General features: G+C 37.4%; 14 protein-coding genes. 5 read left to right on the plus strand and 9 right to left on the minus strand.

The genetic code is table 11. The annotated features are described in order from the left end of the window. The first annotated feature begins 1 nt into the window (after position 1). Positions 2-2,323: a translocation and assembly module lipoprotein TamL gene (gene tamL / locus P0077_RS11200; protein WP_276165340.1), complete on the plus strand. Its 2,322-nt coding sequence runs from the start codon at positions 2-4 to the stop codon at positions 2,321-2,323. 108 nt (positions 2,324-2,431) lie between these two features. Next, positions 2,432-2,872 carry a BLUF domain-containing protein gene (locus P0077_RS11205; RefSeq protein WP_276165341.1) on the plus strand — a complete coding sequence of 147 codons (441 nt, stop codon included), beginning with the start codon at positions 2,432-2,434 and terminating at the stop codon, positions 2,870-2,872. A gap of 61 nt (positions 2,873-2,933) precedes the next feature. On the opposite strand, the gene P0077_RS11210 is transcribed toward P0077_RS11205, so the two are convergent. Beyond that, the gene (locus tag P0077_RS11210) at positions 2,934-3,434 is read right to left on the minus strand and encodes a Dps family protein (protein WP_276165342.1); all 501 of its coding nucleotides are present in this window, start codon (positions 3,432-3,434) and stop codon (positions 2,934-2,936) included. Between the two features lie 214 nt (positions 3,435-3,648). Here P0077_RS11210 and P0077_RS11215 point away from each other — a divergent pair, with 214 nt between their 5' ends. Both P0077_RS11215 and P0077_RS11220 read left to right on the plus strand, forming a co-directional pair. Next, complete coding sequence (locus tag P0077_RS11215) at positions 3,649-4,146, plus strand: YciE/YciF ferroxidase family protein (RefSeq protein ID WP_276165343.1); 498 nt, start codon at positions 3,649-3,651, stop codon at positions 4,144-4,146. A 97-nt stretch (positions 4,147-4,243) separates the two neighbouring features. Beyond that, positions 4,244-5,353 carry a DUF2254 domain-containing protein gene (locus tag P0077_RS11220; protein ID WP_276165344.1) on the plus strand — a complete coding sequence of 370 codons (1,110 nt, stop codon included), beginning with the start codon at positions 4,244-4,246 and terminating at the stop codon, positions 5,351-5,353. Between the two features lie 230 nt (positions 5,354-5,583). Here the strand turns inward: P0077_RS11220 and P0077_RS11225 are convergent, their stop codons facing one another. From P0077_RS11225 to P0077_RS11240, 4 genes are all read right to left on the minus strand, one after another. Beyond that, positions 5,584-6,612 carry a helix-turn-helix domain-containing protein gene (locus P0077_RS11225; RefSeq protein WP_276165345.1) on the minus strand — a complete coding sequence of 343 codons (1,029 nt, stop codon included), beginning with the start codon at positions 6,610-6,612 and terminating at the stop codon, positions 5,584-5,586. A gap of 405 nt (positions 6,613-7,017) precedes the next feature. After that, complete coding sequence (locus tag P0077_RS11230) at positions 7,018-9,900, minus strand: PAS domain-containing protein (RefSeq protein ID WP_276165346.1); 2,883 nt, start codon at positions 9,898-9,900, stop codon at positions 7,018-7,020. 120 nt (positions 9,901-10,020) lie between these two features. Further along, entirely contained in the window at positions 10,021-10,467 is a 447-nt protein-coding gene (locus tag P0077_RS11235; RefSeq protein ID WP_276165347.1) for a response regulator, read from the minus strand. 24 nt (positions 10,468-10,491) lie between these two features. Continuing rightward, positions 10,492-11,043 (minus strand): helix-turn-helix domain-containing protein, encoded by a 552-nt coding sequence (locus tag P0077_RS11240; protein WP_276165348.1) that lies wholly within the window; start codon positions 11,041-11,043, stop codon positions 10,492-10,494. Positions 11,044-11,224: 181 nt separating this feature from the next. Between P0077_RS11240 and P0077_RS11245 the strand changes: the two genes are divergently transcribed. Then, the gene (locus tag P0077_RS11245) at positions 11,225-11,758 is read left to right on the plus strand and encodes a hypothetical protein (RefSeq protein WP_276165349.1); all 534 of its coding nucleotides are present in this window, start codon (positions 11,225-11,227) and stop codon (positions 11,756-11,758) included. Positions 11,759-11,908: 150 nt separating this feature from the next. Here P0077_RS11245 and P0077_RS11250 read toward each other — a convergent pair whose 3' ends face one another. The 4 genes from P0077_RS11250 to P0077_RS11265 form a co-directional block, all read right to left on the minus strand. Then, positions 11,909-12,100: a hypothetical protein gene (locus P0077_RS11250; protein WP_276165350.1), complete on the minus strand. Its 192-nt coding sequence runs from the start codon at positions 12,098-12,100 to the stop codon at positions 11,909-11,911. 28 nt (positions 12,101-12,128) lie between these two features. Beyond that, positions 12,129-12,290 (minus strand): DUF1328 family protein, encoded by a 162-nt coding sequence (locus P0077_RS11255; protein WP_215438016.1) that lies wholly within the window; start codon positions 12,288-12,290, stop codon positions 12,129-12,131. 133 nt (positions 12,291-12,423) lie between these two features. After that, positions 12,424-13,158, minus strand: a complete 735-nt coding sequence (locus P0077_RS11260) for an SOS response-associated peptidase family protein (RefSeq protein ID WP_276165351.1) — start codon at positions 13,156-13,158, stop codon at positions 12,424-12,426. A gap of 74 nt (positions 13,159-13,232) precedes the next feature. Next, positions 13,233-13,682 (minus strand): ferritin-like domain-containing protein, encoded by a 450-nt coding sequence (locus tag P0077_RS11265; protein ID WP_276165352.1) that lies wholly within the window; start codon positions 13,680-13,682, stop codon positions 13,233-13,235. Positions 13,683-13,729 lie beyond the last annotated feature (47 nt).

Raw genomic sequence — 13,729 nt, forward strand, 5'->3', positions numbered from 1 at the left:
TATGAAGTTGAGTACCACATCTATTTCAAGAGTTGTTATACTGCTGTGTTTGGCGGCCCAATCTGCATGTAGCGTGGGGAAGTACATACCTGAGGATGAATTGCTGTTTACTGGAGCGGAAATTCACGTAGATTCCGAAGAGGATAAAAGGGCGTTAAAACCGGTGGAGCAAGAACTGAGTACGCTTCTAAAACCTACTCCAAATTCAACCATTTTAGGAATGCGTTTGGGACTCTATTACCATTACAAAGCGCAAAAGGAAAAACCGGGTTTCCTAAACAGATGGCTCAATAAAAAGTTTGGTGAGGAGCCCGTGTATATGAGCGATGTTAATCCTGATAGAATAGAGGAGTTAATGCTTAACAGGTTGGATAATCGTGGGTTTTTCTATAGTCAAGTGTCTTCTGAAATGGACAGTACAAAAAAATATGCTTCCGTAACCTACACGGCAGAACTGCCAAAGCCCTATACGCTAGAGCAGTGGCAGTTAGATAAAGATAGCTTGCCTATTTATGACGAAATAGAATTGGCAATGTCAGACACCCAATTAAAAGCAGGTGAACGTTTTGATTTGGAACTTTTAAAATATGAGCGAGAACGTATAGATTCCCATCTTAAGAACAAAGGGTATTATAATTTTAATCCTGATTTTTTGATTTTTGAGGCCGATACCAATCGCTATGAGAATAAAAAATTCGACTTATTTCTTAGACTGAAAAAGGGAACACCGCAGAAATCGGTTATACCCTATACGATTGATTCTATTGCGGTCTATCCCAATTATTCCATTGAGCAAGATAGTCTGCCAAGCCCCTCTGAGGTGACGGAGGAAAACGGAATTTATTTTATTCAAGATGAAGAGTTCTTCAAGCCCAAACGTTTGGAACCCTATATTCTTTTTGAAAAAGGACAGAAGTACAATTCTGAAAGGGCACGTTTAACGAGCAATAGACTTTCCGCTTTGGGGAGTTACAAGTTCGTGAACATACGGTTCAATGAAACGGACACTACAAATACCAAAGATACCGGCTCTTTGAACGCAGATATCTTCTTATCGCCTTTAACCAAAAGGTCTATTCGGACAGAGCTTCAAGCAGTAACAAAGTCCAATGGTTTTGCAGGCCCGGGAATTTCGGTGACCTATAATAATCGGAATGTGTTTAATGGAGGTGAGACGCTGAGTTTAACAGGCAATTTTGCTTATGAAGCCCAGTTGTCGGGAGGTGATGATGCCGGACTCAGTAGTATTGCGGGCGGACTCAAAGCAGATTTGTTATTGCCCAGACTTGTGCCTTTCTCGCCCAGTAGGTTTAATTATGCGGTGCCGAAGACCAAAATAAGTTTGGGTGGGGATATTTTAAAGCGAAGTAAATTATATACACTTACTTCATTTAACAGCTCTTTTGGGTATACCTGGAATGCCAATAAGTTTGTATACCATGAGTTGAATCCCATTAGCATAACCTATGTAAACCTCACGGATACTACGGCCGAGTTTGAGGAGATTCTGGATAACAATGCTTTTTTAAGCAGTAGTTTTGAACAGCAATTTATAGCAGGACTAAATTATACATTCACTTATAATGAACTTGTGGACCAAAACAAGGACCGTCCTATTTATGTGTCCACAAGTTTGGATGTTGCCGGTAATACGTTAAGTCTCTTGAACGGAGGAAAAAGTACCGCTTTTGGATTGGAATATGCACAGTATGCAAAAGCGGATATTGACTTTAGGTATTATTTAAAATGGGGAAAAGAAAATGCTTTGGTAAGTCGTTTGTATGCAGGTTGGGGTATACCTTATGGGAACTCATCTACTTTGCCCTTTGTAAAACAATTTTTTTCGGGAGGGCCGTATAGTGTTCGCGCTTTCCCGATTAGAGGTTTGGGGCCGGGAACATTTAGTAGTGCAGAAGATAGTACCAGTTCATACTTTGATCAATCCGGTAACTTACGTTTAGAAGCTAACTTAGAATACAGGTTTCCTATTTGGTCATACTTAAAAGGTGCGTTCTTTATAGATGCAGGTAATGTTTGGTTGACCAATGAGGTAGAGATAGATGAAACGGAGTCAGAAGAGACCATTGCATTTAATCAGCAATTGACCACAGAAGGGAAGTTTGGTTCAGATTGGATGAAGGAGTTAGGTGTAGGCGTAGGATTCGGGCTTCGAGTGGATATTCAAAGTTTTGTAATTCGGTTTGATTTTGCCTCACCTTTGCAAGTGCCTTACAATCCGGAAGGCGAGCGATTAAGAACGCCGTTTATTGATGGGGGAAGTGACAATCTTATTTTCAACTTTGCCATTGGTTACCCTTTTTAGGGGTAAATAACTGTTGTTCGCAGCGATGTGGCATAACCTTTTAGGATAAGACCTTACAACAATGATAAATATGTTCTACTTTTGTTGGCTTACCAGCGCCATTTCCTCATGATCCATACACTTACTTACGAGTCAAAAGCTATAAAGGAATTGACCATAGCGGACATTGAAGCTATTCTTGAAACGGCCAGAACATTTAATGGTCTAAATGGAATTACGGGCTGTCTCATATTTTACAGGAGAAAATTTATACAAATTTTAGAAGGCGATAAGGCGAAAATTCATGACCTTATGGAAAAGATTAAACAAGATAAGCGGCATAGAAATGTTGATGTTTTATCTGAGGGCCCTACTGAAAATCGTAATTTTCCCAATTGGGGCATGGTATATTATCCCATTGATAAAAACGAAGCGAACCAGAATGAATATGAGCAGTTCAAAAGAAACTTGCTTCTGCTTGCCGATCTAACGGTGCATTCAAATCAAACGGCTATTCTTTTCTGGAAACGAATGAAACTATTAGTTGCCGAGCCGCCGGATGTTTCGTAAAAGCATAAAAAAACGGCGATTTCCCGCCGTTTTTACTCTCAATGTAATTCAGATTGCTGTCTTAATCGAATTGTTTTAAAGATGCTCTTAGCATCCATGCCATTTGCTCGTGTGCCTGTAGAATTCCAGTAATGAAATCTGCGGTACCTTCGTCATTATGCGCTTCTGCATTATCGCCAATACTTTCTCGGATGAATTTAATTACTTTGTCATGGTCTTTTAATAAGACGGTCATAAAGCTGGCACTGTCCGTCTGATCCGGATTGTTTTCCTCTAAATTGGACAACTCTAAAAATTCTTTTAAAGTGCCCGGAGAATAGAACCCTAACATACGGATACGCTCTGCTACTTCATCTATAAAGGTTTCCAATTTGCCATATTCTTCTTCAAAGAAAACGTGCTTTGTGTGGAAATCTATACCTTCTACATTCCAGTGTGCATTTCTTGTTTTGGTGTAAAGTAAAAACTCATCGGCCAATAATTGACGCAACATTTTTACTACAGCTTCTCTATTTGATTTTTTTATGCCTATCTCGGTCTTTTGTGCTTCTTTAACTTCCATATTTTCTTCTTTGATTACTACTGCAATTTAAGGCTAAACCGCTGCCCTGGTTAACCGGAAAAAGTTATTGTTTGCTCCAAAAAAAACGAATGGAAAAAATGGGTTTTAATATAGTATAAGGCTATTATTTTGTTCTATAAAGTTGATCTTCTAATACCAGTAATCTTATATTTAGAAATTAAATAAGGAGTATTAATTAGAAAGGAAAAGAGATATGATGACGTTGAACGACTTATTTGAGCATCAACTTAAAGACCTGTATAGTGCGGAGAGTCAGTTTCTAGATGCACTTCCCGATATTTTAGAGCATGCCAGCGATGAGCAGCTAAGAAATGCTTTTGAGAATCATTTGAAGGAAACAAAAGAGCAGAAGAAAAGAATAGAAAATATCTGCCATGAGTTGGAAATTACCCCAAGCGGAGAAACATGCCAAACCATGAAAGGGCTCATTAGCGAAGCTAAAAATTTTATAGAAGAAGCGGAAGATAATAAAGAGCTAATGGATGTGGGTCTCATTGCTGGTATTCAGCGATTAGAGCATTATGAAATATCCGGTTATGGAACGGCAGTTCGGTTTGCAAAAGAATTGGGATATAGAAATATAGCCAAGACCTTACAGGAAACCCTTAATGAAGTATATGATGCGGATAGTACCTTGGAAAAATTAGCGGAAACCCGTTTAAATAAAAAGGCAATTGGCGGGAATTCTTGATTTCTAGATCCATTTGTCTAAGAATCCGAAGTGTTTAATAGTCCGTATGGGCTATCTGAAAGCTTCGGATTTTTTTATGAAAACCAAAAAAAATATCATGTTAGCACTGGTTAAACGTATTTATAATAGCATTTCATTTGTAACCGTATTAATTGCGATAGGTTATGCTCTTATTGCATTTGTATTGATTCTTTTTCCAACGGATATATTAAAGGATTTTCCCAGTATAGCCATTACGGATAAGGACAGTATTAAATTTATCCTTTCTTTTACTATAGGCGGAATATTTACCTTAACCGTGTTCAGTTATACCATGGTAATGAATGTTTTAAACCGAAGCATTAGTAATTATTCGCCAAGGCTAATCCCGTTGATCTTACATGAAAGACACCATCAGGTAATTTTAGGAGCTACTAGCGGAACCATTATTTACAGTTTAATTATGGCCGTTCAGGTCTCTAGCGTAAATATTGGGGAGTTATCTTCTTTAGCGGCACCCTTGGCCATTGTTATGGTAGTAATCTGTATTTTTCTTTTTATCTATTTTATACATAGCGTATCTCAAAGTATTCATGTCAATTACGTTGTACATCGGTCATATCTAAACACCAAAAAAAGTATTCAAAATATATTGGATATGAAAGAGGGCCTTTCGCTGTCCGATAATTCAGAAGAAAAATGGGCCGATACCATCGCCTTTGATTCCTGTGGTTATCTCAATTATATTAGAATGGAGAAATTAATCTCCCTTTCAGAAAAGCACGGTGTTCAGTTTAAACTGGAAAAGCAAATGGGGACATTTGTTCAAATTGATGAGGTTGTATTATCTTCCTCTTCTCCAATGGATAAAAAATTGCGTGACGAAGTAAAACGTTGTTTAAGCGTGGATCGTTCAGAACCTGTGGACGTCATAGAAATAGGATTTAAACATTTGGTGGAAGTCGCCATAAAGGGGAGCTCTCCCGCAATAAACGACCCAGGCACATCATTGATCGCTATAGACTATTTAATGCAACTATTCATTCTTAGGAAAAAAATTCCCACTTTTAATTCCTACCACTCAAAAGAAGGAGGTTGTGTGTTTTTTGAATTGGTCCCGAAGGACACGCTAAAAGCTTATGTTTTTAGGGAGATGGAGCATTATATGAAAGAGGACCCTATTCTTTCTGAGAAATTGAGAAGCGCAAGGAAGATGCTTGATTCATAAGGAAGGATTTAGTTAGTTTGGGTTGACTAATTCTTGAGGTAAAACTGTTGAGGACAAATTTTGGTACATTCCTATCAAAGCTTTAACCGACTAATGAGTCCTAGTATCTTCTGATGAGACCAAAGACGAAATGGTCTTGCAAAGAACTGTTGGTTATTTCTTTTTAGGCATAAAAAAGCCGGCAACAATGTGCCGGCTCTATCAACAACCAAACTATTCTAGTGAATGTTTTATGCAGATGCAGTAGATACTACATTTTGCTTGTCTTTGTACTGCTTTGGGCTGCAGTTATATTTGTTTCTAAATATTTTGGAGAAGTAGCTACGGCTAGTAAATCCTATGCTATACACTACTTCAGAGATATTTAAATCTGTGTTTTTGATTAATTCTTCGGCTTTTTCAATACGAACCTCTCTAATGTAATCCGTAACCGTTGTACCGTGCATCAGTTTAAATCCTTCTTGTAATTTACAAGGTGATAAACCGGACTTACGACAAAGCTCTGAGATAGATAATTGTCTTTCAGGATAGTTATGTACAAAGTCGGAAATCTCTTTTACAGACTCCATTTCTCTCATGTTTAGACTACCTGTCTGGTTTTCTCTGTTTTCTAGGTCATCCGTATGTTGTTGCACCTCTAAGGCCAATATCATATGAACTAAACCTTCAATTAGTAAACTACGTACAATACCTTGTTGCTTAATGGCTTTCAACTGGGCAATTTGATCGGCAATTTTTAAGTTGTAAGAGCCAATGTAGATAGTATTCTCGGCAGGCTTCCCATTTAACATAAGTTCCTGCAGTCTGTAATTTAGACCGTTCTTTTTAGCTGTTTCGCCATGTACCGTTCTAACAACAATTAAAGATGTTTTAACGTGCACGTCCTTTTCAAAGTAAAGAACGTTGTCCGTATGGCTAGCATTGGTTAAAATACCCGTCTGAAAGTTCTCTAAAACGTTTTTCTTAGTCTCGTTATTAAAGCTATGGGCAATTTTACCTGCTGAACAATAGGCAAAACAAATAGGAGCGTTTTCTTCAGATCCTGTTATTAAGGTGAAATCTTGGTTGAATTCCATATCAAACTCTAAATATGAAATACCACCTTTAAAAGTGATTCCTCTAATATGGCCCCGGCCTAGTTCGTTATCTATAGTTAAAATATGTTCTTTTACGTTTACCGTAAGTGAACCACCAAAATTATGGTGAAGTTGTTGAAACATATTTTTAATAGCTGCAGATGATAAAGTTATAGTTGTCATAGTGTTCTTTTTTAAGGTTGTAAATTTCTTTAGGTCGAAATCTGATTATCCTTGAATTTGGTGATGTCCATTATTGGTCATCTCCATAATATCTGGCGTTGTATTGTTAGAAGAATATTCATGAATTGATCTAACACGACCTACTCTAGCCAGCTGCTCGGATACTTTTTCAATTAGATTTTTCATAGATACCAGATGTATTATTTGTTCTGGTACAAAGATCAGGGAGGAACCCACATTTTCTGTTACACAATTTTTGCTTTGTGTTATACAATTGTGGGTTTTGAATCTAAATAACGCTAAAATCGCCTAAAATAAGGGGCTGTGGCGAGGAGTGCCAACCCTGCAAAATGATAGGAAGGTTGAATTTTTAAAATAGAAACGAAGGATTTAAAAGTCTCTTACCTATAAAGGAAGATAGAAAATAAAGGCGGAACCTTTGCCCGGTTCACTTGTTGCATAAATAAAACCATGATGGTTTTCTACAATTTTTTTACAAATGGCAAGGCCAATTCCCGTACCTGTATATTCCGATTTTTGGTGCAGACGTTGGAAGACTTCAAATATTTTTTCGGAATGTTCCGTAGAGAAACCAATACCGTTATCTATAATGGCAATTTTAAAATAACTGTTGGAGGTCTTGAAAAAGTCTTCGGGAATTTGCTTTGCGTGGACTTTCTCCGCCTGAATTGTAATGGAAGGGGTTACATCTGCCCCTCTGTATTTTATGGCATTAGAGATAAGATTGTTGAATAACTGCTCTAGTTGATAGGATACACCTCTAAGAGTAGGGAGATTTTCACTTTTAATTTGGGCTTCGGTACTTTCAATATTTGATGATAGGTCTTCTTTTACCTTCAGCAGCACCTCGTTTAAATCTATAAGTTCAAAATCTTCATGTTTTGCATCAATTCTAGAATAGGTCAGTAGATTTAAGACCAATGCTTGCATACGCGAAGCGGCATTTACTACCTTTTTAAAATAGACACGCCCTTTATCGGATAGGTTTTCCGCCTCTGTATTTTCTATACGGGAAATGAACATTTGTGTCTTTCTAAGGGGCTCCTGTAAATCATGACTGGCAACCCTGTTAAAGGATTCCAATTCTGCATTACTATGCTGTAGCTCCATGTTGCTGGCCCGTAATTGCTCTTCTGCTTCAATACTTAAAGAAATATCCTGGGCAACACCGGACATGACCTGCTTGTTGTTTTTTTGAATGAACTGACCATTTACTTTTAGGTGCTTTATTTCCCCATCTTTGGTAATAATGCGGTACCGGTGCTCCGTAACGTTCTGTTCGTTGGCGGATTTTTCAATACTTTGATGGTATTTTTTTAAATCATCGGGGTGAACAAACTCACTATATTTATCCAATGAAGGTTTAAAATCTTTGGGTTCGTAACCTAACATTCTATAAAAATTCTCCGAAAGTTCAATTTCATTGGTGCCTACATACCATATAAAGCTGCCTATTTTTGCAATTCTTTCTGCATTGGTAAGAATGGAGTTTTGTATGTAGACTTCTTGGTTAAGTGATACAACACGATCAGAGGTCTGTTTTTCTTCCGTAACATCTACTACAACACCTACAGAAGCTTTTCTTCCATTGCGTATAAGCTCACGTCCATTAAGCTCAATATATTTTACGTCTCCTTGCTTGGTAATAATACGGTACCCGGTTACCCTGGATTTTCCGTGCTCAACCGTTTCGGCACCCAATTGGTTGTAGGTTTCCAAATCCTCAGGATGGACAAATTGCTTATAGCTATCGTAAGTTACTTTAAATTCATTGGGTTCATATCCTAAAATCCGGTAGAAGTTATCCGAGATAGTTGCCTCGCCATTGTCCAAATACCAAATGTAACTACCTATATTGGCTACATTTTCGGCATCTATAAAAATTGAGTTTTGGGTTTCAAGTTGCGTGTTCAACCGTAAGAGCTGATCCGTTTTTTCTTTTTCCTCTGTTATTTCCCTGGTGGTTAAGGTAATGCCGTCCCCTAACTTAGTGGCTCGTGTACTGAACCATTTTAAAACACCTTTTATTTCATACGGTACCTCATAGGACATGGGAGTGCCCGTTTGGACCACATCTGTTAATGAGGTGAAAAAATCAGATTTAAAGATCGGCGGAAAGACCTCAGAAACATGCTTATTGATTATATCTTCTGGAAGGTATCCGGTAATAGGGGTAATCTTGTCGTTAATGAATAGAATTTTAAAATCTGTGATTTTACCTTTCTTATTTCTGATACTCTCAAAATTCATCACCACGTGAGAAATGCTTTTGAAAATATTGTTCAAAAATGCACGGTTATCCAAAAGTTTTAGGTTTTGGTCTTCTAACCGTTGGTTTAGCATTAACTGCTCTTCTTTTGCTTTCTCCTCTGCGGTAGAATTGCGTGCGGTTACCATTATACCTTCTGCTAAAGGCGTTATGAGCGATTTAAACCATAATTTTTTGCCTTCTACCGAAATTTGGCGATCTAAGTTTACTTTTTCTTTCTTGATAAAACTGGTGACGAGCTTTTCAAATTCACCATTGAGCATTAAAAAAGGAAAAACCTGGGAAATGGGTTTGTCAATGAGATAATCCGGTTCAAGTCCTAAATAGTCGCGATTACATTCGTTGGCAAAAACTACTTTAAAATCTACAATGGTCTTTTTCTCATCATAAATGGGCTCATAATAATTTACAATGTTATCCGTAGAGGCCAATACACTTCTAAGGAAATTCTCTGATTGACGAATACGTACTTTGTTCCTGTATATTTTTAGAAAAGCCAGTACAAAAATAACTAAGGCAAAGAAGGCCAGTAGGAGAGAGGTAAAAGGCGCTAAATATTTATTGGAGTCATATTCTTCCCTTGTATTTTTTATGGATAGCCGTTCCTCCGCCAACATTTGGTTACGTATATTCCGAATGCGGTATAGGGTAAAGTTGATGTTACTTTTCTTTGATAATTCCGATTCTCCAACATTTCTTACGGCATCGCTAGGGTGGTTCGCCAAGCTTCTAAGTTCCTCATGTAAGGAGTCCAATAGGGTTTCCATAGGAGCCAAACGAATCTGCTGGGAAGTGTTTTCCTTGGTGAGATCCTTAAGTGTGGTCAGTATGGTTTCTCCCTCTTTTACGTAGTCATCAAAAACACTGCTTGTATCATCTATAGTCTGAAGCTGTTTTCTGAACTCCTCTGATTCGGCCTGTGTGGAATGCGCCGAGAGTTCGCTAATGGCATTGTTTACTTGAAGGGTATGTGCAACTTTTTCGGCTAGATCTTGCATGCGCATAATTTGATAATATGCCATGCTCGCCGTAAAAAGAATAATTACAAATGCAACGAATAATAGTACTATGTAGGTCTTGGATGAGGAATATATTCGTTTAAAATCCATAGAAAGGTTCTATATGCGAAATAGAAAGGTTTCTTTGTTTAGGTTAGAGGTGTGGTATTGCCAATTTAATTGCAGTATGCGTTCTACTGAAGATTGCAATTTAGCAAAATTATTGGGCTTATTCAGATAAATGTTTGCTCCATTTAGAAATGTTTCCTCCACATCTTTTTCGGAAGATGAGGTAGAATATATAGCTATGCAAAGGTCTTTTAGGTTTGGGTTTTGCCGTATCTCTTTAAGACACTGCATACCATTTTTTATAGGCATGTTTAAATCTAGGAAGATAAGGTTTGGCAAAACAATATCCGGCGAGTTGAGATAGTCCATCAATTCTTGACCGTGGTTAAAAAGGGATAAATTAGTCTTAATGCTAATTTCTTCAATGGCCTCGCTGAAGAGCATTCTGTCATCTTCATCATCATCTGCCAAGACTATGTTCAACAGTTTGGTGTTCATAGGTTGTATTTAGGTTGGGGGTTATCAATCGCTGGGGTTCATTTTCTTTTTCATGATTCTTAAAAAGGTGCTTGGGGTAAGCCCAGTGGTCTTCTTAAATTGGCCCGATAAATGGGCTACACTACTATAATTTAATTGATACGCAATTTCAGTAAGCGTGTAATCCGTATTGCACATTAATTCTTTTGCTAAATCAACCTTGCGTAAGATAATATAATTTTCAATAGAAGTGTAGGTGCTCTCAGAAAATAAAGATGAAAGATGAGCATAGGAGTAGCACAGCGTATCCGCTAAATAGGTTGAGACCTTAACGGACTTTAGTTCTTCATTTCTTAAGAGTTCGTCTATTGCATTTTTTATGCGCTCTACTAAAGTTGTTTTCTGGTCGTCCAGAATCTGAATTCCATATTTCTTTAAGGAATTGGAAAGCAAAGTGCGTTTTTCTTCCGTAAGGTTTCCTTTTATTTCCACTTCGCCAAGTCCACCTAATGTATATGCAATACCTAATGCGTCAAGATGTTCTTTTAAAAGAGTCTTGCATGCCAGGTTAAAATCATATTTTACGTAAAGAATCATAGTGCCAAAATATAGGTGTTGAATCCTTGCTTTTCCAAACAGGAAAGGTAATTACTTTATTTTAAAAATTAATACATTAATTAGGTATCGCCTGACTGATAAAATAGGCGGATTACTAGCTTGATCTATGTGCTAATTAGCTAGCAAATCTAATACAAAGTACAATTTAAATAGCATAAAAATGATTTTAAACAAATACACGAGAAGGGCATTCATTGGTGGTGCCATTTCACTACTGGTAATTCTTGCGGGAACCATTTTGTTGGGTAGGTTAAGCGGCTACGAAGCTAAAGAGTTGATTAAAAATTCAATAGGAGGTCTAAATACTCTCTGTAATACCATAGCTCTTGCTTCTGCAACGATATTAGCATTATTGCTAACCCTGTTAAGTCTCACATCTAACGCAGATTCTACCTTAAAGAATGCCCATTACCGGCATGTATTGCAGATTGCAAAACTAGATACTTTTGTTTTTATCGCTTCGGTAATAACATTTTTACTGCTCAATTTACCAATTACTGAATCTGAGAATGTGCCCCAAAATTGGTTTAGGTATCTGTATTATATCTCGTTGGCCATATCTGGTCTGTTGAGTTCGTCGCTAATTGTTGTAATACTTATGCTGTACAATACGGTTGTAAATATTATTAAAATTGTGGGTCTGGGTGATACGGATAATCCTCTTATTTATGAAGAAGAGGATAAGGATGAATAATAGAATTTTAAATATTCCTACTTCTACTTCCCAAAAGAAAGAGAGGCTTAACAGTTCTATAAAATGCGCTCTACCGTAGTACGGCGTAAACAGAAAAAAATGGACGCCTCCAAAAGGAGACGCCCACTTTACAACCAACCAAACTTTATCTTAGTTATCGTCTACAGCATCTTCAAATCCGTCTTCAACATCTTCAGCGCCTTCTTCTATGGCATCTCCGGTATCATCAACTGCGTCTTCTATTTTATCTCCGGTATCTTTGTTTTCTTCTCTACAGCTAGTTAAAGTTGACAAAGATGCGGTCATTAAAAAAATAGACATTAAATATATTATACGTTTCATATGTTTAGGTTTTATAGATTAAAAAAAATTATACGGCTTTCTTTCCGGTGAATAATGAAATCACAAAAAGAATCAGAAAAATAAAGAATAGGACTTTGGCTATACTGGCAGCACCAGCTGCAATTCCACCAAATCCAAATATTGCGGCTATAATCGCCAGTATTACAAAAGTGACTGTCCAACGTAACATAATATGTAGTTTTAGATTAGTAAATTTTAAGTGTCGTACTTATCCGACTTCTATGTTACAAAGATGGCCCATGTTGATGGTTTGCCTTAGCCCTAAAAATTATGATTTTGCCTTAAAACAATAAGGTTAGGTCTTAATTACTAAGGTTTATACTATTATTGTAAAGCAAATCATGCAAGGATAAGGGTAGAAAATCCTCTCGCTCTAAAACGGAGAAGTTTGCATCGGAATCAGAGTCATAAAAAAAATCATTTCCAATAGGTTCTGCGGTTAAAGTATATGTGGCCTCTTCCGTTTCTATTCCATCTATACCTATTGTATGGTCTAGCCAATCTTTTTGCTGATGCCTAGGTATTAGAATTGGCATTTGATTACTGGTATTATTAATCTCTTCAAAAGTCTTATTTGCTTTTGCCGTAATTAGTGAACTGGTCAAAAAACCATCCTCAAGCTCATTGCTGATGCCGGCAAGGCAAAATGGCTCGCCAGATTCTTTGGTCATGTGAAAAAAGAGAAGTTCACCATCTGCAATGAATGTGGTGTAAAACCCGGTAACAAGGAGTAGGCATCTGTCTGTTTCACTGGTTTGCGCATACCATGGCTGTGATTCTAATGAAGCGGCCGGAATGGTAAGCGTATTTACATGTTTTTGAAACACCGCCCAGTCTCCTTGAAATTTTTTGGGTAAAAGGCCCCAAATTGAGGTGGCTATGGTTTCTTGTTTATCAGAGGTTATAATGGGTACGGTACTTTCTTCAAGTCCGTTTATGATTTTTCTGGGTCTATATATGTCAGGAAATTGAAAAAGGGCGCCAAACGTTTCTTCAATCTGCCTTCTTTCTGCCCTAATGGATAATTTGTTGAACATAGATATCTTTCAATAGTTAATAATGTAAAAAAGGGATACGATTGCATCCCTTTTTCTGTTGTTCCATACTACTCTTATAGTACGCTTTCCAAATTTTTAATATTGGATAGATCGGTACTGATTTTATTCATTTGTTGGGTGAGTAGCGTAGCGGTAGATGATGGTAAGGACGTATCGTTCAATACTTCTTTGTATTCATCTATTGCCGCTTTTTCTCCGGTGATGGCTTCTTCCAACATAGCTTCGTCATTATCTGCACTAAACCATGCTTTTACATCCATCCAACTGCGGTGCATAGCCCCTGTGGCGCTGCCACCTTTATCTATTTCTTGTCCAAAACGTACCATCTCGGTTTTCAACTCATGTCCAAAATTGTAACGCTCTTCTCCTTTACGGCTAAAGAATGTCTTTAAATCGGTACTTTTTGCATGGTCTGCAGCTTTTTTAAAGCCTTTTTCAGCATCATACGTTTTCTCTAATATGTTGTTTAATTTTGTCTGCACTTCTTCTGTATATGTACTCATAATATTTTAGTTTTATATGAGCGGCATCTTGTTTTTGGTAGATGTGT

Origin of the sequence: Zobellia alginiliquefaciens, from assembly GCF_029323795.1 — a bacterium.
Taxonomy (GTDB): domain Bacteria; phylum Bacteroidota; class Bacteroidia; order Flavobacteriales; family Flavobacteriaceae; genus Zobellia; species Zobellia alginiliquefaciens.